The 20,930-nt window shown below is 41.6% G+C and carries 21 protein-coding genes and 1 riboswitch; of the genes, 19 read left to right on the forward strand and 2 right to left on the reverse strand.

Annotation, left to right across the window (positions count from 1 at the left end; translation table 11 throughout):
• Positions 1–697 precede the first annotated feature (697 nt).
• Positions 698–781, forward strand: a riboswitch (cyclic di-GMP riboswitch).
• A gap of 72 nt (positions 782–853) precedes the next feature.
• The 19 genes from folE (at position 854) to G9U52_RS37675 (ending at position 17,881) form a co-directional block, all read left to right on the forward strand.
• On the forward strand, positions 854–1,438 hold the full coding sequence (gene folE, locus G9U52_RS37590; protein WP_207953456.1) for a GTP cyclohydrolase I FolE: 585 nt from the start codon (positions 854–856) through the stop codon (positions 1,436–1,438).
• Between the two features lie 12 nt (positions 1,439–1,450).
• Positions 1,451–2,272 carry a 6-carboxytetrahydropterin synthase gene (locus G9U52_RS37595; protein ID WP_166158206.1) on the forward strand — a complete coding sequence of 274 codons (822 nt, stop codon included), beginning with the start codon at positions 1,451–1,453 and terminating at the stop codon, positions 2,270–2,272.
• On the forward strand, positions 2,269–2,988 hold the full coding sequence (locus tag G9U52_RS37600; RefSeq protein WP_166158210.1) for an SDR family oxidoreductase: 720 nt from the start codon (positions 2,269–2,271) through the stop codon (positions 2,986–2,988). The genes G9U52_RS37595 and G9U52_RS37600 overlap by 4 nt, the downstream gene beginning before the upstream one ends.
• Positions 2,989–3,145: 157 nt before the next feature.
• Positions 3,146–3,952 carry an ATP-binding protein gene (locus tag G9U52_RS37605; protein WP_166158213.1) on the forward strand — a complete coding sequence of 269 codons (807 nt, stop codon included), beginning with the start codon at positions 3,146–3,148 and terminating at the stop codon, positions 3,950–3,952.
• Entirely contained in the window at positions 3,949–4,470 is a 522-nt protein-coding gene (locus tag G9U52_RS37610) for a hypothetical protein (RefSeq protein WP_166158216.1), read from the forward strand. The genes G9U52_RS37605 and G9U52_RS37610 overlap by 4 nt, the downstream gene beginning before the upstream one ends.
• Before the next feature lie 20 nt (positions 4,471–4,490).
• The gene (locus G9U52_RS37615; RefSeq protein ID WP_166158219.1) at positions 4,491–5,555 is read left to right on the forward strand and encodes an alpha/beta hydrolase; all 1,065 of its coding nucleotides are present in this window, start codon (positions 4,491–4,493) and stop codon (positions 5,553–5,555) included.
• Complete coding sequence (locus G9U52_RS37620) at positions 5,552–5,782, forward strand: acyl carrier protein (RefSeq protein WP_166158222.1); 231 nt, start codon at positions 5,552–5,554, stop codon at positions 5,780–5,782. The genes G9U52_RS37615 and G9U52_RS37620 overlap by 4 nt, the downstream gene beginning before the upstream one ends.
• A 2-nt stretch (positions 5,783–5,784) precedes the next feature.
• Positions 5,785–7,266 (forward strand): class I adenylate-forming enzyme family protein, encoded by a 1,482-nt coding sequence (locus G9U52_RS37625; protein ID WP_166158224.1) that lies wholly within the window; start codon positions 5,785–5,787, stop codon positions 7,264–7,266.
• Positions 7,267–8,847, forward strand: a complete 1,581-nt coding sequence (locus G9U52_RS37630; RefSeq protein WP_166158227.1) for a methyl-accepting chemotaxis protein — start codon at positions 7,267–7,269, stop codon at positions 8,845–8,847. It abuts the gene before it with no gap.
• Positions 8,848–8,890: 43 nt separating this feature from the next.
• Positions 8,891–10,219, forward strand: a complete 1,329-nt coding sequence (locus G9U52_RS37635) for a DNA-methyltransferase (protein WP_166158230.1) — start codon at positions 8,891–8,893, stop codon at positions 10,217–10,219.
• A 17-nt stretch (positions 10,220–10,236) separates the two neighbouring features.
• On the forward strand, positions 10,237–10,548 hold the full coding sequence (locus G9U52_RS37640) for an STAS domain-containing protein (protein WP_166158233.1): 312 nt from the start codon (positions 10,237–10,239) through the stop codon (positions 10,546–10,548).
• Between the two features lie 3 nt (positions 10,549–10,551).
• Complete coding sequence (locus G9U52_RS37645; protein WP_166158236.1) at positions 10,552–11,394, forward strand: PP2C family protein-serine/threonine phosphatase; 843 nt, start codon at positions 10,552–10,554, stop codon at positions 11,392–11,394.
• A 14-nt stretch (positions 11,395–11,408) separates the two neighbouring features.
• Positions 11,409–13,493, forward strand: a complete 2,085-nt coding sequence (locus tag G9U52_RS37650) for a flagellar assembly protein A (RefSeq protein WP_166158239.1) — start codon at positions 11,409–11,411, stop codon at positions 13,491–13,493.
• A gap of 18 nt (positions 13,494–13,511) precedes the next feature.
• A complete protein-coding gene (locus tag G9U52_RS37655) occupies positions 13,512–13,832 on the forward strand; it encodes an STAS domain-containing protein (RefSeq protein ID WP_166158242.1) in 321 nt (106 codons plus the stop codon).
• A 70-nt stretch (positions 13,833–13,902) separates the two neighbouring features.
• Entirely contained in the window at positions 13,903–14,184 is a 282-nt protein-coding gene (locus tag G9U52_RS37660) for a PilZ domain-containing protein (RefSeq protein WP_166158245.1), read from the forward strand.
• 264 nt (positions 14,185–14,448) lie between these two features.
• Entirely contained in the window at positions 14,449–15,168 is a 720-nt protein-coding gene (locus G9U52_RS37665) for a DL-endopeptidase inhibitor IseA family protein (protein WP_207953457.1), read from the forward strand.
• Positions 15,169–15,580: 412 nt separating this feature from the next.
• Complete coding sequence (locus G9U52_RS40620; RefSeq protein ID WP_243767793.1) at positions 15,581–16,048, forward strand: SAF domain-containing protein; 468 nt, start codon at positions 15,581–15,583, stop codon at positions 16,046–16,048.
• Complete coding sequence (locus tag G9U52_RS37670) at positions 16,041–17,567, forward strand: ThiF family adenylyltransferase (RefSeq protein ID WP_243767794.1); 1,527 nt, start codon at positions 16,041–16,043, stop codon at positions 17,565–17,567. Before G9U52_RS40620 ends, G9U52_RS37670 begins: the two co-directional genes overlap by 8 nt.
• Positions 17,567–17,881, forward strand: coding sequence for a Mov34/MPN/PAD-1 family protein (locus G9U52_RS37675; RefSeq protein ID WP_166158254.1), 315 nt, complete (start codon positions 17,567–17,569; stop codon positions 17,879–17,881). Before G9U52_RS37670 ends, G9U52_RS37675 begins: the two co-directional genes overlap by 1 nt.
• Positions 17,882–19,239: 1,358 nt before the next feature.
• Here G9U52_RS37675 and G9U52_RS39600 read toward each other — a convergent pair.
• Positions 19,240–19,542: a hypothetical protein gene (locus tag G9U52_RS39600; protein ID WP_207953458.1), complete on the reverse strand. Its 303-nt coding sequence runs from the start codon at positions 19,540–19,542 to the stop codon at positions 19,240–19,242.
• Positions 19,543–20,764: 1,222 nt separating this feature from the next.
• Positions 20,765–20,930: IS3 family transposase (locus tag G9U52_RS37685; RefSeq protein ID WP_166158260.1), on the reverse strand; the 166-nt coding region annotated here is incomplete at its 5' end.

Here is a 20,930-nt window from a genome sequence, read left to right on the forward strand (position 1 = left end):
TGTTGCATGATGTTCATTTGGATCATTCTCTCCTGCCCCCAACCTGTCTACGTTCTACAAGTTGGTTTATCGGTTGTGGCTGGTTTTTCAATGACTCCGCTGGCCTACTTTTAAGTTAACAGATACAATGAAGTAAAGCCGGATGTAACAACCTTACGGAAGAGCGCTTCTGTAACACATGCAGGAAGCCTGACTAGCAACGGTATGAGAAGCAAAGAGGCAGCTCCACCAAACGCGGGTATGGCGGTCACTGGAAGAAGGCACGTATAGGTTTCCTTACCAAGCATCCGTTATGCATCCACTGCAGCAATGATGGTAGGATAGGCGGTGCTACTGTAGTGGACATTAAGCCCCGCAGAGGCGATAAGGAACTATTCTGGGACAGGGATAACAACTGGCAGCCTCTTTGCGAAAAATTTAGGCAATATGCACTATTTATTAGACAACACATAAAATGATACAATATGTCTAAAATAGTCGAATAATATCGAATAATCATAAATTTTGTCCACAATACCTAAATAAATCGATTCGATTGGTTTGCAGACAAGTGGGCGTGTACCCCGCAAAAATGTGGCGGGCAAACGCAATGATTATTCGTTTACCGGGCATATATAACCATTTATAATTAGGTGTGTGAAGAAGGTATTAGTCAATTAGAACTAATCTCACAAAAAATCTTGATACAAACAATTCTTATCGATAATGGCAAAACCATTCGAAAGATGGAGACGCAAAACCACGGGTCTAAGGCGAATGCTAAGATAGCCGGGTTACCGAATTAAGAAGGAATCAGTATACAAATCTGGTCCTTTTATAGGCTGGTCTTTTTTAATTTCAGGGAGGGATTTTATTGAAACCATTAGTTAAAAGCAACCTGGTACGTAACGATATCATCGAAACTAGTATTAGGAACATTCTCGAAGAGATTGGTGAAAACCCGAACAGGGAAGGGCTGTTGGATACACCGAGAAGGTTTGCCAAGATGTATAGAGAGGTTTTTGCAGGTGTCGGGACCAATCCGGAAACAGCATTAACTACAACATTTGAAGAAGAGTACGATGGAATAATCACGGTCAAGGATATTACTTATTATACCTTTTGCGAGCATCACTTGATTCCGTTTTACGGTAAAGCCCATATTGGCTACATACCCGATGGAAGAATTGTCGGGTTAAGCAAGTTTGCCAGGTTGGCTGAGCTCGTTTCTCAAAGACCGCAGGTCCAAGAGAGAATGACCCAACAGATCGCATACGCTATTTCTAATGTGCTCAAACCTAAAGGGGTCATTGTGACAGTCGAGGGAACGCATCTATGTATGTGTGCCAGAGGCGTGAAAAAACCGGGGGCTTCAACGGTAACTACAGTAAAAAAAGGGGTTTTCGCCGAAAACACGGCGCTTTGCGAAGAATTCGAGCGATCCCTATCCAGGAATTAAGGGGGTTAATCCATGCTTTATTTATCGAGAAAAATCCATTTTTCCGCCACTCATGTATACCGTAATCCCGCCTGGAGCGAGGAAAAAAACCGGCAAATATTCGGGTTATGCAGCAATCCGAGCGGTCATGGACATGATTACACGCTAGAAGTTATGGTAAAGGGACATTTAAACGACAAATCCGGTATCGTGGTCAACACTACCGATATTAAATTGTTAGTCAAACAATTTGTAGATGAAGAATTGGATGGTAAATTTTTGGATCGGGAACATCCCCATTTCCAGAATCATATCCCTACAACGGAAAATTTGGCAGCCTATATTTGGCAGTCGCTGGAAACCAGGTTTGAAGATTGTGTACTACATCGGATTCAACTGCATGAAAATCATTATTTATTTTCAGCAAAGGAGGCGGATTCATTGGTAAACCTTACAAGAAAATATCATTTTTGCGCTGCACACAGGTTACACAGCGAGCATTTAACACCCGAAGAAAATCTTGAACTGTTTGGCAAGTGTAACAACCCCCATGGTCACGGACATAATTATTATCTGGATGTAACCGTTAAAGGCGAGCCTGATCCCATTACAGGAATGATCATTAATTTGGCTGAACTCGATGAAATCGTGGAAAGGGAAGTGCTTGACAAATTTGACCATAAACATTTGAATCTGGATACGGTGGAGTTTAAGGAATTGAATCCTACTTCGGAAGTAGTGGCATTAGTTATTTACAATATGCTGCATGCTCATCTGCCTAGCCTTCATAAGATCGGTCTGTGGGAAACGGAAAAAAATTACTTTGAATACGCCGGGCCGAGTGTATCGTTATGATAGATTTTGGAAAGCTCAAAGGCAAAACCATCGCAATTACAGGAGCTTCGAGAGGGATCGGTAAAGAAACGGCAGTTTTATTGGATCAATTGGGAGCAAATCTGGTTATTGGATCAAGAAACGAACCTGATTTACGATTGATTGCCTCCCAAATGCAAACGAAGCCTTTAACATTGGCACTGGATGTCTCCGATGAAGATTCGGTTCGCCATTTTAAGAGTAAAGCCATTGCCAGATTCGGCCATATACATGCCCTCATAAACAGCGCTGGAACCGGTGTGTTTGATTCAATTCTTTCTTTGTCTACTGAGGATTTTGATCGGATGGTCTCGGTTAATCTCCGAGGTACATTTCTGTGCTGTAAGCATTTCGGTGACCATATGGTACAAAACGGAGAAGGCAAAATCATCAATTTGGTTTCAATCGCCGGTACAACAGCACTTTCGGGGTGCGGCGGGTATTCGGCTTCCAAGTTCGGAGTTATGGGGCTAACTAAAGTATTGCAAACAGAATTAAGAAGTAAAGGGGTGCAAGTGACAGCGGTATTGCCGGGGGCAGTAGCCACTCCGTTTTGGGATACGATGGAGCAAAAGCCGGATCTCTCGAAAATGATTCCTGTGCAATCAGTAGCCAAACACCTGGTTTATGTTTTGTGCCAACCAGAAGGCGCTGTCGTTGATGAAATGACAATTATGCCTCCTCTCGGGATTTTATAAGGGGGGAGAAGTTTTTGTGAAGTCTTTCTTAAATAAGTTTTTTAATTCTGAGGATATGATAACGAATGCGCAAACATCTGTTTTACCAACTCCCCTTTCCATAAATTGCTTGAAAGACCATCACCAAAGGGCATTAATAGGATGGATAGCCAATCGAATGGGCCAGTTGCTACAAATAGAGGATTGCAGGGTCGGAACCTTTATTTATATTTCATTCTCTAAAGAAGACTTATACCAACAAGAGGGCGATGAGGGTGAATACCTCTTGTTCCTGGCTGCTACCTTACTAGGTTGGTTACAAGAACAGAAGGATGTTTATCTCCAAATCAAAGAACTACAGCTCCCGGATAAGTTCCACAGATGCGTGCTCGAGGTTTATGAGGAAATAAAGGAGGATATCAGCCTAGTTCTTCCCCAAAAACAAGCAATACTGCCTGAACGTGGTAGCGACGATGAGGTTTGGGAAGTATACCGTGATGTTATTTACGCGGTAACCCAAAAAAAATTTTTACTAATGCGAAAAGGAGAAATCGCATCTTACAAACAGGGAAACCTTATTTGTGAAGCCACCATCAGGGAACGTTCGGATATCCCGAAAGCAAGGGATTTAGCAAAGCAAAAGCTGCATGACATCGGAATTCCTTCGGCAACATTAATGAGTCAGCTCCTGCTCATCTCAGAAGCAATAACTAACATTTTGAAGCATGCAAAGGAAGGAATGCTGACGATTGTAAAGACGGAAACCAGTGTCCATGTAATAGTAGAAGATAAGGGTCCTGGTTTTCCATTAAAGCTTCTACCGAATACAACATTAATGGCCGGGTATTCGACGAAAAAGTCACTAGGGCAAGGGTTTACGTTGATGATGAAAATGTCCCAGCAGGTTTTGCTCTGTACGGTTCCTAATGAAGGAACTACTCTTATTCTGGTTTTTCACTCAGAAGAAATAGAGGTGAAAATTTGAACGACCAACAACAAATAAATTATAGGAACAAAAGCTTATTCCATCGATTATTGGTCACAGAGGAAAAAACAACGGATATGCTGGAAAAGCTAGTTGGTGGGCGTCTGACTGTTCAAGTGATTCAACAAAAAATGATCGATAGTCAAATGTTTCGGGAATCCATTTTATATACGAAAAATGATCATTTTATCGTTTCCCACAACTTTGCGCTCATAGATCCCGATCGAATTCCAAGACGGCTTTATGAAAAGATCGTTTCTAAAAATGACGGTATTGGGGAAGCAATGAACCTTCTGGACCTTGAGTCCATCAGGGACATCTCTACTTACGGTTGGAAGAACGAGAATGAGCTAGGGGATTTTCATAATTGTCCCGTTCATTTACGGTTTGCTAACGGTGAATTTCCAGTTCCATTTAAAGAGTACACGATAACCTTTCAAGATCTGAATAAACCCGGCATTCGATTAACTGAATATTTTAATCCACAAATGATTCGCTCTGACCTTAGCGAACATTAACCGAAAGGGAGGTCACAACTATGGTCAATCCGCTGAATCACGCGAATTCCCCTGAAATGACAATCCAGAAGACACTATTGATGACCAAGCTTTTTGATCGTTTCTGGGATCGATGGATCGCACATGGGATCGATATGGAGGGAATCAGCAAATTGCGGCCCCAATTCAATCATCTCTCGCATTGGATCGAAGGATTACATGGACAAGCTGTTCAGTATGAAAATACTGCGCTTTCCTATTTGGAACGACATAACCTAAAGGAAGCCGAGCGCTTTTTTCGAACGGCTGGTTTATATTATTACCTTATTCAATGGATTTTTCCTGAGGCAGGAGCCGATAAACGAGCATGGTTCCAACAGTGCAAGGAAATGGTCAACAAAGCCGACGCCCTCTCGGACTTGCAAACTACGGAGACCTCCATTCTTGTGGAGGAACGAAGCTGTTATGGGAGAGTACGTATTCCGAAATCCGCTAAAGGCTGTGTTGTTATCATAAATCCCATTGATTCATCCAAAGAAGAGCTGTTTACCTACGAAAACGATTTTGGAAGCTTAGGATTTACTACAGTAAACTTCGATGGTCCCGGTCAAGGCGAAACGTACATGTTCCAAAATTATAAAGCATCGCGAGAAAACTGGGCTTTATTTATTCATGCGGTTATTGATTTCACAGCCAAGCAATTCCCTGAGCTTCCTATTTTCTTATTTGGGACGAGCAGTGGCGCTGCGTGGTCTGTTTATGGAAGTAGACATCCTCATGTGAGTAAAGCGGTATCGGTTAGCCCAGCTTGTGACACTAACTCCAATCTACCGGATTACTTTCTGGAAAGAATGCACTATATTCTTGATAACCATGCAGTCCTGCTCCCTAAGTTGGATGACTTGTCTGCTTGTAAACCCGTTATGATATGCCATGGAAAGCAGGACACCATGGTAAAGGAAGAGGATATTTGGGAGCTCTATAACAAACTACCCGATAGTAAGCGAATGATCGTGTATGAAGATGAGGGGCACTGTTGTAATTTTAAGCTCACTGAAATTCGGAGGACTGCAGCAAAGTGGTTTTTAGAGGGGGATAGGGCATGACGTTCAATGATTTTCAACACTTCATTTCCGAGCTTTCACAAGTGCCGATTAAGAGCATTCATTCGGACGCCTCATTCCGAGATGACTTGGGAATTGATTCTTTGCAAATGGTTAATTTGATTGTACGCCTGACAGACCGATTTGGGGTAGATATTAGCAAAATCGGTACGATGGAGGATATAGATACCGTAGGGAAAATGTATGTCTACTTAGCGGGAGATAAATAAAGATGAGAACTATTGCCGATTGGATATTTCAAAACGCTGAAGACAAACAAAGGATCATACTGTCCACACAATCCGGTGAATACAGCTTGGAACACCTTGAGAATGCAGTGGATCTATACTTAGAAATGCTAAAGCAATATGGAAGCTTGAAGGGAAAAAAAGTTGGAATAATGATGCCGCCCATATTCCACTTTGTTGCGCTTGCTCTGGCCGTGAACCGATTAGAGGGTATTATTGTTCCAATAAGCCACTACTTCCGAAAAGATGACCTAGGCACATTACTGGATTCTCTCGATCCTCATCTTGTTTTTTATATGGATCAGCACAATGGTTTCCACTTCGGTCAAATGATCAGGGAATGGGCAAATGCTGTTGGAAAGAAAACGGTGCTTTTTCAAAGGGCCGATTCTAATAAATGGATTATTGATGAAATGGGCGGTATGGATAGACCTATAGAAGAGATACCTGCTCATATTATTAGCTGTTCTTCGGGTAGTACGGGAGTGCCGAAAGGGATTATGGTGACGACAGACTGGTTTGAACATAACAATACCGCGTTATCCCTGATGCACGAGATTATTCCGTCTGATCGAATACTGTCTGTGGTGCCGGCGCTTGGCAATTATGGAATGAGTCTGGTTTTTGCAGGTCTTCACAAGGGAATCCATATGACGGTAACCGAATCCTATGATTTTCCGTCGATCATCAAGTTGATGAAGGCACAGCATTGTAACAAAGTATCAGCAACACCTTCTTTATTTAAAGCATTGGTTCTTTTTGCTAAAAATATAGAACCTGCGGTTTTGGAACGTTTGGAGTTATGTACGCTGGCCGGTGAAAATATTAGAGAAGACTATTTCGCAGTATTATCCGATCTCCCGAATTGCAAAGTTCGCAACCATTACGGCTCTAGTGAAATGGCAGGCTTGTTATATTCTTCGAAGGATTTGCGTGAAGGCTTTGAGATGAGCCTACTGCCCGGTGTGGATTATCAACTCGTGAACCCGGAAGGTGACACCAGCGAAATCGCCTTCAAGGCGGCGAGCGGGTTTGTCGGATATTATAAACGCCCCGACTTGACCGATGACGTATTCAGAGACGGATGGTTTTATACAGGTGACATCGCCCAGATAATAGGAGCAAATCAAATTAAAATTATCGGAAGAATGAAGGATTTAATAAAAAAAGGTGGACAACAGGTTATTCCGAGTGAGGTTGAACAGCTGATTTCCAAGCATCCTAAGGTAAAACAAGCCGTTATTGTCGGAGCCCCACATTCCGTCTTCGGAGAACAGATCGTAGCTTTCATTATTAGAAACGAAGAAATGGATCTGCAAGAGCTCTATTCATTTTTGGAAGGCAGAACGGCAAAATATAAAATTCCGGATCAGATTAAATTTGTAGAGCAATTTCCGATGTCTCAAGGGAAATTAGACAAAGTTTCTTTGCGTAAACTTGCGGCGGCGGAATTTGGAGGCAATTAAATGGAAAATAAGATGGTTTCATTACGTAAGCAGTTTTTATCCAGACTTTTTATTATTCTTTTATTGATTGTAGCTATTACAGGCATTGTTCAAATCTTCTTAATTAAACAGCAAATAACGAATACTTTAAATGAACAATCCAATATGATTTCGTCAAGTATCGCGCACGGCATTAAATCTACGGATGAAGCTGGAAAATCTATCGAGCATCAAATAGACTTGAAGCTGATCTCCTATGCGTATTATATCGGGGATTTGCTTGGGAATAAAGATTGGAAGGATATAACGGATGAAGAACTCTTACAAATAAAAGACAGACTCAACCTAACAGGTATATCCATAATGGCTGAGCAAGGCGATGACATTGTTGGTGTAAAAGCAACAGACCCGAAGGAAATTGGCTTCAGTTTTAAAAAGATAGGTTATATGGACGGCTATAATGATATGCGTGCGAGGCTGGATGGAATATCTCCAAAAGGAGTGGTTTCCTATCAAGACAAACATTCACATGTGCTTCCAATTGTACAGTCCGGATCCCATGAGGCTAATCCGAAATTTTTTAAATATGGTTATTACGTGAAGCCGGGTACTCATTATATTATCAGCACTTACATCGAAGCGAACGAAGTGTACCAATATACGGCTACTGTAGGTCCGGATACTTGGATTAAAAAGCTGACAGACGAAAATCATTATGTGAAAGAAGTCGGAGTATTAAATCCGCAGGTATTCAAAGACCCGGTTTTGGCTGCAAAGCTGTATCCTCCGAAGCAAAAAATTGTGTTTGGTACGTTTACTTTTGGCAATGAAAAAGACACTGCGATTCTTAAAGGGATAGCGGATGCTCCTAAAATGTCCAGTTACGTTTCAAAAATCAATGGAGGCAATATTTATACCTTATTTTTACCTATAGACAAAGAGCGTGTCATCTATGCGGCATTGGATTATGACCGAATCATCAGTCCGCTATACCGCCACTCGATTATTTTAATCGTGTCCGGTATAGCTGCCATGATTGCCTTATTTTTGGTTACTGCCAGGTTCTTTAATCGAATTTATGAAAATATTCAACGAATTAAGGCGCAATTTAAGTCGTTGGAAGAAAAAGATTTTACCGCTATAAGCCGTTTGACCGACAACAGTGAACTAGGCAGCTTATCCGAAAGTGCAAATCGAACGGTTAAATCTTTGAACGAAGTGTTTCTCGATACGAGCGAACAGGCTTCAAAGGCCCATAAACTTTCTATGACTTTGGAAAATGATGCGAATGAGTCCGTTCAAAAGATGTTTAGCGTCTCAACGGAAATGACCATGTATCAACGAGAAATCGTAGATGATATTTTTTACTTCCTGGATCAAGTGGAATTGTCAGTTAAGTCATCGGATTCCGATGAGCATACACAATATGTCCTCGAACATCTAGAGACGATTAGGGAGAAAGCAAAGAATAGTTCAACGATAACAACGGATTTCACGATAGCTTTGTCGGACCTACTGACATCCTTATACGGCCAATCAAAAGAAATGTCAGATATTTCAAATATCCTGCTACAAAACATTAAGGAATTCAAACTTTCTTAATGCGGCTCACAAATAGCTGCTTGATAGAGAGGAAGTTACAACGATGCAGATCCAACCTAAGTGGAACTTTGCCAAAAATGCCTTAATCTTAGGCGAGAATGATGAAATTATCAAATATTTCATGAAAGAAGGCTTAAAAAATAGCTTCCATATGATCTATTTTGACGGTCCTTTCAATTCCGGACTGCTTTTTACCGCAAATCAGCCTGAGCATCATTTTGAATATATGTCTCCGTGGTCCCAATATCATACAATTCAAAACTATTTTAATCCGAACCGTTATATGGAACATTATCGTAAACGGATCGAATTGGCCAAACAGCTTTTGCGGGAGGACGGAATATTTGTTCTTCAAACCAATATGATGAATGGACATCACTTAAAGGTTCTTTTGGATGAAGTGTTTGGCAGGGAAAATTTTCAATCTGAGGTTATTTGGAAGCATACCGATACTCCGTGGAAAAGCATTTGGGGGTTCCCAGTCGGCTACCAGCATGAAACCCTTTTATTTTATAGTAAATCGGCCCGGTATCTGGAACGAATCGATCCCGATGCAAATTTCCCATCCGTTTGGGATGATATTTCGGGCTATCAATACTCTAAAGAAGAGGAAACCCATTACCCTTCCCAGAAGCCGGAAAAGCTAATTGAAAGGATATTGGATATTACAACTCAAGAGGGCGACCTGGTTGGGGATTTTTACTGTGGGAGCGGATCCTTGCCTTATGTGGCGGAAAAGAAAGGCCGCAGATGGATCGCTTGCGATAATAATCAATTTTCCATCCAGATTACGCATGAACGATTGGCAAAAATCAGCCGTTCATTTGAGCTATATGACACGGTAGATGAATTTCAATCCGGTTGTCTAAATGGAAAAGCATATAACAAACATACACTAACTCCAATCTCCTACAAGGAACTGCAAGGCTTGCAGGATCTTCATGAGCATATCGAAGTGAGTGCGTATCATTTTTCACCAGATGTAGATCTGGCCAACGATAACCAACAATTCACGTTTCAATATATTTTTCCTTTAGTAACAGAAAATGGATTCAGTGAATTTGAAACGATTAAAATGGCTCGTCCGATTCCAGTAGTCGAGAATGGCCATATCCGTTTACATGTTCCAAACGAGCTTGAGTGGATACTGTATCATATGGTATTCGTGGAGAGAAATCACCTCAATATGCTGAATAGTTCTCGTTATGAAACCGATTGTAATCGTATCTTCCAGTTGGATAAGGCTATCCAAAAAGCAAGGGAAATTCAAAATCAAATCCAAGGTAATTGGATTCAATCCCTTACAGAGGAGAATGGGCTCCTTACCGTTACTGATTTGTTTGGGTACCATTACAACGCCATTAAGGTTTAGAAAGAGGAGGGTTGTTTATGAACTTAGAAATCCAAAAGGAAGTTAAGGATTCGGTTCTGTTTATTAAAATTATTGGTTTAATGGATTACTCCACGGTTGATAGCTTTAAAGTCGAGTTTCCAAATAACTTGAATAAAATTGTAGTCGACTTTTCCGGTTTGGATTTTATAGATTCCACCGGTATCGGTTCCATCCTTTCTATTATTCATACCGCGAGTGATCGGGGAGTGGACGTCAAATTTGAAGGTTTAAATGAAAATACACGGGAATTGTTTGATACGGTAGGAGTTTATAGAGTCATGGAGGCTCTGCTAAGAGGAGGACATTAAAATATGTATCGTAAATTATTGCTGCAGCCTCATGATGAAGTCGGGGCAACCCATGAATTCAATAAAACCTTGCAGCGGGAAATACATCTTGCCCGCAACATTCAAATGAAGCTGTTAAATGGAGAAAAACCGGAATTATCCAGCGGAGAGGTTTCCGGAGTTTCGATTCCAGCTCGTCTGATCGGTGGCGATTATTTTGATTTTTACCCGTTGTCAAATGGGAAGATCCGTATTATCATCGGAGATGTGATGGGTAAGGGAATACCGGCGGCGATGCTGATGATTCTTACGCGCGGAGCTTTTCGCAGCGCTGCTGAAGCAACAAAAGGACCGGGCCAGACCTTAACAGCCATGAATAATGCCATGTTTAGGGATTTAAGAAAACTCGGATCGTTCGTGACCGTGTTTTGCGCAGACTGGGACCCGGCTACTGGTGTATTTATATACGCAAATGCCGGGCACAGCCTTCCCGTATTTGTTCGAGCGAATATTGGTATTGTTGAACCCCCTGATTTAAAAGGTGTGATGCTTGGCGGTTTAACGGGACAGCTGTACAAAGAGGAGCAAACGCAGCTCAAAGAGGATGATCTGGTTTTCTTTTATACGGACGGAATAGTTGAAGCCATCAATCATGATGGAGAGATGTTCCAATTGGACAGATTAATTCAAATCCTGGTCAAGCATGGACATAAAGAGGCTTCCAAGATCGAAGAGACTGTAATAAACCAAATCAGTACCTTTACGGAAGGATTACCCCAAAAAGACGATATCACGATGGTGATTCTCAAAGTCGGTGATGATAAAACCGAAATCATTAATTTTAATGCTCCGGCCTTGAATCCATAAGGAGGTAGCTTACCTTGACAACAAAAGCAAATAGCGTTACCTCAAAAGGCAAAACGGTAAAAAAAGCAGTACAAGTTGCCTTGGATCTTTTAGATAGAGAACTCGACGATGTTGAGATTGAGATCATTGAGAACGATTCAAAGGGTATTTTGGGTCTTGGTTCAAAGCTTGCGGTCGTAAGAGTAACGGTTAAAGAAATCATTGCACAGTCCGGCAACGCCTCGGCTGACTCGCCTTCAGAGGCTGAAATAAGTAAGATGGTTCGAATGATGGACTTATCTGGAGGAAATTCCATCTCCTCAATTCTTAACAAGGAGAAAGTAATAAATGTTACGACATCTGACCTGTCAGGGAAAGTATGGGTAGCGGACGGGCAAATCTTTTGTAAGGACGCGCTCGATAAATATCCTCTTCTTTCACCCGGGCCAGGAATTAAGCTTTATAAAAATGACGAACTGATTGAAACTACGGTCATTGTCCGTGAAGAGGACGTCCTGAGAATGGATCTTGAAGACGAGACGCGGGAGCCGCAATGGGAATTAACCATTAGTGACGATAAAATGAAAGCCGTTTTAAAGGTGATCCCCGGCGTACATATTTATAAAAGGCTAAAAGAAAAGGGACCCGAAACCTATATCCAATTGGAAGTCGAGGAGAAAAAAATTCCTATCATGATCGAAACGGATGCGGTGATGGGGACGCTAAGGGCTGCTGGGATTACTTACGGTATTAATTATTCCGAGCTTGCTCTTGCTTGTACGACTGATGATGGTGGTTCTTTCATTATTGCCACAGGGAAAATTCCGACACGGGGTGAGAACGGATTTTTTCAACCGGCTCAAGAAGTAGAGATTAAAAAAGGCATAAAAGAGCGACCAGACGGCTCCATTGATTATAGGGAAATTCGTCAATTTCCATCTGTCGATCGCGGACAAGTTTTAGGCACTATTCAACCGCCAACAAAGGGTATACCCGGAACAAACGTTACCAATGAGCCTGTTCTTCCCCCGGATGTTTATCCCCTTCACGTTCAGGAGGGTAAGGGAGTCGTTCTAGTGGAGGACGGATATAAAGTGGTTGCAACCGAACCGGGGCACCCGGATATTCTGGTAAGGGGTAAGACAGCAAAAATATCGGTAATTTCGAAATTGTTGATTGGAACGGATGTAACTATCCAGGTTGGAAATGTGCGTTATATTGGAGCTGTAGAAATTGTCGGCTCGGTCCAAGACGGGATGCTGGTTGAAGCACAAGGGAGCGTATTGGTACATGAAAATGTGAATATGGCAACAGTTACAGCGGGAAGCTCAGTTATCGTAAACAACAATATTATTTCCAGTGCAATTACCGCCGGAAGCAGTAGCTTATTGTTCGCTGAGATTCATTTGATGCTGGGGGATCTTATCCGCCAAATGACGCAAATGGTAGCTGCTATGCAGCAACTCTCTACTGTTTCCGCTTTTAAAGTATCTTCATTTAGCCGGACAGGCCTCGGGCCATTAATAAAAATTTTATGTGATGGAAAGTTTAAAACATTCTCCTCTTTGGCGATATCCTTTATCAATCAGATCAAAAATGGACAAGAAATCTTGGATGAGGAATGGATTCAATTTAGTGAACGGTTGTATAAAGGTTTTATTATGACCCAAACTTCCGATTTTAGGTCGATTGAGGAAGTCATTCAGGTAGTGAAGAAAGGTGAAGAGCTATATGCCGTCACCCAAGAGCACAAGGAAGAATCCGGATGCTTCATTAAAGCCGGCTTTGCCCATTACAGTCAGCTGAGTTCAAGTGGAGATATTTCAATTATTGGGCAGGGAGTGTATAACTCCAAACTGCACGCCGGAGGATTTGTAGAGATCGCAGGCTACGTTCGTGGAGGAGAAATATTTGCAGCTAAAGGTGTCAAGGTGGGTGAAGTGGGAACAAAGGGAGGAACTACCACTAAGATTACGGTTCCTCAAGGACAATCGATCAGAATTAAAACAGCCATGGAGGATACCGTCATCCAGATTGGACCCATTGTGCACAAATTCACGGTTCAGATGTCCAATATCCATGCAAGGCTCGATGAATATGGGCAATTGGTATTATCCTAAAGGGAGGGAGTGTTCCGGATGTTTAATTTTAGACTTGTTGAAGAGGATACAAAAACTATGGTTTGGTTTGAAGGCGATATGGATATTGAAGTTACGGAATTGATGGAGGAAGAAGTGGCTCCACAGTTATTTAAGTCCAAAGAGATCCAAATTGATTTTTCTAAAGTACCTTTTGTTGATTCTTCCGGAATCGGCTTATTGATTACACTTGTTACGAATTTACAAGATCATGGCAGTAAGGTAGAGATTATCAATATTAGCCCGGACGTTAAAATTGTATTTGATTTACTTCAACTTCCTGAGATTTTGGGTTTAGATGTGTTGACGGATTTCCAATAAAGGTGCGTAATGTTTTAACTATTGTTTTAGCTGCAACTTAAAAAATAACGCATGCAGGGGAAGTGGAAAATTGGACAGACGTGAGCACAAGAGAATTGATATAGACCCTATGGAAATGGTTTTTGAGGAAATCGAGGGAAGCTGCGGTACATACAAGCAGGTTTCGATATTTATAGAAGAAGTAAGTTTGCAGGGTATACGATTTACGACAAACGTAGAATTCCTCACTGATGAACTGATTCATTTTCATCTCCCTAGTATGGATGTTAGATCTTTACTCACTGGCAGAATTTCATGGAAAATGGAGAAAGATACCCATTATCAATATGGTCTGAAGTTCTTAACCCAATAATAATAGGATCACACTCTTTTCATTTCTCAATGTCAGGATGTGTATAATATTGATCTTCTGGAGATTCATGTAAGTACGACTTCCAATCCATCGCGAAAAACGATACATAGGGTTGACTTTGACTTTGCTAAAGATCCACTAGGGCAATCGGTGAATCTTCAAGAACTTGGTGTGGAGAATGTTAGGAACCAGTTTGAAAATAATGAATAACGACGACTTAGGATCATGATTAAATAAGAGAAGGGATATAGTGCATAAGTGAAAATGAATTTGAAATCCTTTGTAAGCGGTGCTGTACTGGGTTCCGTCCTTTTTTCTGGCGTTTCTTTTGCAGCTCCTGCAGTCGTAAAATTGTTCGTCAACGGAGCGGAAATTCATTCAGAGGTACCCACACAGATTATCGATGGAAGTACCATGATACCGGCTCGCGCAATGGCTGAAGCGTTAGGAGCGAAAGTCTTTTGGGACGAAGACCATCAAACTGTGGTTATTGAAAACGAGAAATACCGCCACATCCAGCGTAAAAGGGCTGACCTTAGCGAAAAAGATGCTGTTGGTTTGGCGGCAGATGCCCAAAAACACTTTTGGCTTATTTCCCGTGGAGGCGACGGGGATCACAAAGACGGGTCCTTTGCATTTAAAGGGAACGATTACCGCTGGATGGCTACCGATTTGGATACGAAGGCGAAATTCATCGAATACCTCGAATTGCTTTATACACCTGAGCAGGCTCAAGCCTATTGGAAAAAGCAAATTGGGAACATTGTGGAAATCGAGGGCAAGCTGGCTCAACCAAATGCGGACGGCGGGAGTATGATACGTTGGGACGAAGCTGCGGCCAAGTTAATGAAAGAGGAAAGTGGGATAAAAACCTTCCGGGTTTCAGTACCACTTTATGATAAGCTCGAAGTTCATGATTTGAAATTGCGTTATGTCCAGGGAAAGGGCTGGCGCATCGATGAGCCCGTTGACACAATCTATTAATTTAGTTTCTACCGAGAGGCACTGTTAGAAATTGATATGATATTTAGCAAATGCTTAATTCTCTTATGAAGCTAAACCGAGGGACGGGGAACGATAGTACAATACGAAGGGCTGCCTCGAGGCAGCCCTTCGTATTTGCTTGAACGATCAATCCCGGTACAGCCTTATAATTTCTGTTTAGGACATTTTCGGCAACTAGCTTCCCTTACGACGAAGCGTAATTACAGATCAGCTAGTTATTTCAATTTATGATACAATAGCATGAATATGTACTGAAGCCAAGCTTCGGATTTGACTTGTTGTAATCGATTTCAAGTCTGCTGTCGGTGATCAGAAAGCTCTTTAAAGATCAGTGCGGCTACGGAATATATATTTAATTCAAGCCAAATCTTAAATAAGGAGTTAGAAATCTATGAACGCATCTTACCGCTTTGACGAAGTCGGTAGACTTCCCTTACCCGGAGATAATGTCGCTGTTGCCATTCGCCAACTGGACGCTGGCACCATCATTAACTATCAAGGCCAAACCCTAACCTTGGATTACACCGTTATGGAAGGTCATCGATTTGCGGTGAAGGCGATTGCTCCTGGTGATGCCTTACTCTCCTGGGAATTACCCTTTGGTGTAGCGCTGCAATCCATTCAGCCCGGCAATTATGTAATTAATAAATCTGTGTTGGAGGCGCTTAGCGTGCGCTCGTTGAAATTTGCGTTGCCGGCGACGCCCAATTTTGCGACCAAGTTCATCCTTATGTTCTCGACGAGGCGAATTTCCAACCGGCTCCAGCATTGCCCGCTTACCCGGATACGCGCACCTTCCTGGGTTATCGGCGATAATAAGATGTCGGAAGTCAAAATCATTAATACCACATCTGGATAAACGCAAGGTACTATGCACGTTTGATGCAGAGGTCGCTCACCCCAATGTAAGTAATCCGCAGGGTGTTTTGGATGAAGTTATTCAAAAAGCATTTACTCTAGTGAAAAAAGGCAAATCAGGCGAAAATTCGTTGGATTACCTTGATGAGTTTGAATCATATTGGATTCAGGAGGCAAATAGTGAGATACTTTCGCTACTTTCAATAAGCCCTGAGCCTAGAGAAATACATCTTATTTCTTTTACTCATCCGAATTGGAGCGTCACTAAATTAGTTGCTGATACAAGAATGGAAGGGGAAACTTGGCTGGTTCAAGCTGGGGCAACAGTTGATCCGACTCGCAATAAGGCGTTTTATTTACCGCTCGAATCAATTGGTCTGCCGCCATTTCCAACAAAAAACGGTGAATTTTTAAAACGGCTAAAGACTGAAAGCGGTGATGCAGTAAAGCCTCTGTTAGAATTTCTTAATAAAGATATCAGACCATCTACGATCGTGTTTTCAATGCCGTATAAAGATGGTCATATTATTGGTGCATGGGAGCACGCTAATGAGCAGCAATATAAAACATCTCCCCATAAAAGCAAAGTAAAGGTACAAAAAGGTCTCAAAGGTTTTCGCCGATGTAAGCGTAATGCATTACTTGAATTGCAGCGCGACTTTCGTGATCTGAGTGTCAAAAAACTGCTTGTCATTCGCGTGGACAAAATTCGACTCTTCACTCGTGGTGGTGACGGAGGGATTTTTTCTAGCCAAAGAATCGGAATCATTGGTTGTGGATCCATTGGCAGTCATATTGCCAAGTCTCTCGTCGATTTTGGCATAGAGCGGCTGCTTTTAATCGATAAAGAAAAGCTGACGTTTGGAAACGTGGCACGGCATCTATGCGGTGCCAATGATGTGGGTAACTTCAAGGTTCGCGGTGTACATCAAAAGCTAGCATTTCATTTCCCACATTTAGAAGTAACGACATATGAGTATGATGTGCTTAGATTACTCCGTGACTACGAATCGGTTTTAAACCGATGTGATTTTTCTATTGTCGCTCTAGGTCACTTTCCGACGGAGCTGCGCCTCAACCGACTGCAAAAAGACGGTATCATTGATAAGCCTTTACTCTACGTCTGGGTAGAACCGTTTTTAGCGGGGGCGCATGCCGTATATGTGGATCCTTCCTATACCGGGTGTTTTCACTGTGTATTTGAAGAAGAGCATGCATTTCTAAAAAGCGTGCTAGCAGAGCCAGGGTTATATTCAAAGCGTGAAGCGGGATGTCAAAGCACATTTGTGCCATACGGAATAGTAGAAGTGAAACGATTTATCTCGGATTTGACGTTTTTTATAGAAGTTATTCAGTCTGGTAAGATAAAGGAAAACGTCTTATTCACTTGGCTCGGTAATTTAAAGCTTCAAAAAGAGAAAGGTAGAAAAATAGCTGGAAGATGGGCTGTAGCGGAAAATTATTCAGTACGAAGATTCCCGCTTGCCAACTTTGCGCGATGTGAGGAATGCAATAGGTAATGGAATATAAATTTGGCGATAAATCGCTTATCTTCACCCCTGATGTCATAAAAACATTTGACTCCTATCGTCAGATCAAGCCTTACCAACATGAATCTGGTGGCATTTTGCTGGGCAGAATTTATGACCATGAGAAAATAGTCATCGAACAAATAAGCACCCCGACATCCGAGGATAAATCTGGACGCTATTTTTTTGAACGAAGCGTGAAAAAAGCACAGCGAATTGTAAATCAAGCTTGGTGGGAGTCGGGCGGCGAAATCAGGTATCTTGGTGAATGGCATACTCATCCTGAAGCAACTCCAAACTTTTAAAAGGTATGTTAAACGATACTAAGATGGAGATCGATTTTTTGTTTCTCGTCATTGTTGGTACTCTTGAATTTTATGTGGCATCACAGCATAAAGATAGGAAGCTCAAACAACTTTAAAGAGTTTTTATAAAACAAAAAAGCTAAGCAATGTGAAGTTGCACTTTTTATAAGTGAAACGATTTCCAATCTATGAAGATATCGAATAATCTTATTCAACTTCTAAGAACAAACACAACATTTTTGGTTGTGGTGCAAGAATTAAAAAAGATAGAAATTTCCGGTTGTGGTGCAATAAATGTAGATTCAAAAAAAGGAACATGAACCCAATTTGGGCTATCGTGCTCCTTTTTTTTTTAGGATAAGAATGCATGGAGGCTACCTTAACCCAAAACAGAATTCATTCCGATTATGCATTATAATGAATACTTATACAAAGTTATGTTTGCGGATAGTCTCACCAATTATGAAAATTACTACATCTTTGAGAGCGTCAAATAACCCCCACCTAATATTCAGATGGGAGCTCGTATATGATGGATGAAGATTGTTTATCAGATTAGGCGCTCTGCTGAATCTTTCTGACATAGATCGTACCACCTACAGGATCCCTGGCTCTGACCGCCAAGCCGGCTACCCAAATACGCCAAAATAATAACAGACAGGGGCTTTTTTTACTTTGGTATTCGATTCGAACTATCCTGCCCGTTCAGAAGACTGCAGTTCATCTGATGTCGGCAGCCTTCTTGATGTTATTGAACTGCCCGTTAGTGGCAAAAAAATGCTTCAAACCTGTTAGGCAAGCTATCACTCACCCAGCGTCAGGCGCTTCCTAGCTTTACGCTTGAAGGCAACATCTAAATTCTTAAGGCATTAACAGAATTTGGCTTTGCGCTTCTAGTCGAATCTCTTTTCATGAAAACAGAACCGGTAATCCCCAACCAACCCTCCAGTAGCAAAATGCCAATATGGAACAAAAAAATGCCCAACTGTCGGCCGAATTGAAGGGGCATGAAGAACAGTATCAGCTAGCCCAGCAGTAGCTCTTCGGAGCTTCTAACGAGAGGAAGCACTCGGATTCTGAAGCTGAACCTATTATTCAACTAAGCCGAAATAGCCGCTGGGCCGGAGCCCGAAGAGAAACATTCACGGTTGAGCGACGGAAGACGAGCTGCAAACATGAAGCGGGCTTCTCGAAGCTACTTACCCTTGGCGAATGGGAGCGCATCTGCGGCGGCTGTGGAGCCCTGTTTGAGATGACCACAGAGACCCGTCGTGAATTCACTGTGGTGCTGCAAATCAAGGTCGTTCAGCATGTCTGGCATGTTATATGCCTGCCGTCACTGGGAGCTTTTTGAACTGCTAACCGATGCCCCGGCCTGTCGATCCAGGCGACTTGGCATCTCCTTCGGCGACGGCGTATGTGATTAACCAAAAATACGTAAAGCCAACCGCTCTACCGGTAGGAGCAGGAGCTTGCCGTCTTGCGTAATCTTCAACCATTCTCCCATCTGAATAAAAGGTGGTGGCTATTTGACGCTCTCCCCTCAGAGAAATGAATTTTTTGTACCTATTGTTCAGTGATAATAAAGAATTAGACTGGGATTCCTTACCTAAGGGTATTGCCCAGTATCTATTATCCACTAGTAGACGGATCTTGTTCAACTGTTGGAAATAAGATTCATCATTATTCTTTGTATCAATGTTGATAGTAAATTCTGAGGAGCCATAAAATTGCTTATAGTTGGGCAAAGCTGAAAATTTGTGTATCCTTTAGAGTCCGTGTATTCTATTTTCCTTTGAATCGTCGTATTTGTGGTCGTTGCAGCGCGAACCAACTGAGGGGGGGGGTAGCTCTAGAGGGATTGAGCAAATTGGCGACAGCACGATTGCCGATCGTTCTTTGCAAATATTGAACGTCCTTGTATCGAAAATTTGAAGATGGAGCCGAAGGCGTGTTCTCTTTTTTATTCGTAGGAATTGAACTTTGTGTTGGAGTGCTCTTAGATTGTTGTCCGTTTGTATGTTTCATAATACCCTCCTAGGACTGATAAGCTATTTAAATGAGCTCCAAGATCACAAGGATATATGTCCTTGTTAATCTAAAATTCTTTAGAAGGTATTCGATATACTTCCAAACATTTCCTTTATTTAGCTATACATATCTATCCATATATTGAATATTTCTAACAAACTATCTATCAATATTAATTGATTAAGCACTCTCAACTGACTCAATCTTCTGCCCGTTTAGTGATGCCGTCAGTCTACTACTTTATTGAAAATTATCAAGACCTAAACTTAAAAAAACAATAAAATAAAGGGTTCTACATATTATGCATGACTAATATGTGGAACCCTTTATGATTAACTATCGTGTCCCGTTCGTTTAAAAACCAAGTAGCTTCCTGTTCATGGCAACCAGTATGACTCAAAAATGGTTAGACTTTTCGAAGGCAAAATCTGATACAATGAGTCATTTGTTCATCCCATCGTACGCAATAAACAACAGGAATGTATTAGCATACTTGATCCACGCCTTCGATGAATCATTTATTATCAGCAAAGAAGAAGGAGAGGTCTATAAAACTGATTTTAATCCGAAGTACCAGTCATGGAAACGTGCGAGATTAAATGTTCCCACTCACCGAACCCAGAAGCCTGATCGCATAAATTCACGCATACTAATAAATACTTTCAAGGATTATGAAAATCAGGAGTTCTTTGATTTTATGTATGAGAACTCAAGGCAAGTTTTAAAGCAATCGATAAGTACGTACGAGTAACTGCTCTCAAGGGACATGAGGCATGTGTTGAGTGGTTTCAGAACGTCTTGAAAGAGGAGAATCTGGACTTCTGTCAAGATAGTAGACACAGATTCTTATTCTCACACCGCCAGTTCTTGGTACATACGTTCGTAATCAGGAGGTGTGTTATATCCAATCGAAGAATGGATACGTTGATTGTTGTAGAACACTTCAATGTATTCAAAGATGCTCTTCTTGGCTTCTTCACGCGTTTCGTATTTACGGAGGTAAATCCATTCTTTCTTC

Source organism: Paenibacillus agricola, from assembly GCF_011440305.1.
Taxonomy (GTDB): Bacteria; Bacillota; Bacilli; order Paenibacillales; family NBRC-103111; genus Paenibacillus_S; species Paenibacillus_S agricola.

Coding starts and splice junctions, on each gene's coding strand:
- G9U52_RS37625 (WP_166158224.1), top strand. CDS start 5,785: ATGAGAACTATTGCCGATTGGATATTTCAAAACGCTGAAGACAAACAA.
- G9U52_RS37595 (WP_166158206.1), top strand. CDS start 1,451: ATGCTTTATTTATCGAGAAAAATCCATTTTTCCGCCACTCATGTATAC.
- G9U52_RS40620 (WP_243767793.1), top strand. CDS start 15,581: ATGAACGCATCTTACCGCTTTGACGAAGTCGGTAGACTTCCCTTACCC.
- G9U52_RS37640 (WP_166158233.1), top strand. CDS start 10,237: ATGAACTTAGAAATCCAAAAGGAAGTTAAGGATTCGGTTCTGTTTATT.
- G9U52_RS37620 (WP_166158222.1), top strand. CDS start 5,552: ATGACGTTCAATGATTTTCAACACTTCATTTCCGAGCTTTCACAAGTG.
- G9U52_RS37665 (WP_207953457.1), top strand. CDS start 14,449: ATGAATTTGAAATCCTTTGTAAGCGGTGCTGTACTGGGTTCCGTCCTT.
- G9U52_RS37600 (WP_166158210.1), top strand. CDS start 2,269: ATGATAGATTTTGGAAAGCTCAAAGGCAAAACCATCGCAATTACAGGA.
- G9U52_RS37635 (WP_166158230.1), top strand. CDS start 8,891: ATGCAGATCCAACCTAAGTGGAACTTTGCCAAAAATGCCTTAATCTTA.
- G9U52_RS37655 (WP_166158242.1), top strand. CDS start 13,512: ATGTTTAATTTTAGACTTGTTGAAGAGGATACAAAAACTATGGTTTGG.
- G9U52_RS37605 (WP_166158213.1), top strand. CDS start 3,146: ATGGGCCAGTTGCTACAAATAGAGGATTGCAGGGTCGGAACCTTTATT.
- G9U52_RS37645 (WP_166158236.1), top strand. CDS start 10,552: ATGTATCGTAAATTATTGCTGCAGCCTCATGATGAAGTCGGGGCAACC.
- G9U52_RS37630 (WP_166158227.1), top strand. CDS start 7,267: ATGGAAAATAAGATGGTTTCATTACGTAAGCAGTTTTTATCCAGACTT.
- G9U52_RS37675 (WP_166158254.1), top strand. CDS start 17,567: ATGGAATATAAATTTGGCGATAAATCGCTTATCTTCACCCCTGATGTC.
- G9U52_RS37615 (WP_166158219.1), top strand. CDS start 4,491: ATGGTCAATCCGCTGAATCACGCGAATTCCCCTGAAATGACAATCCAG.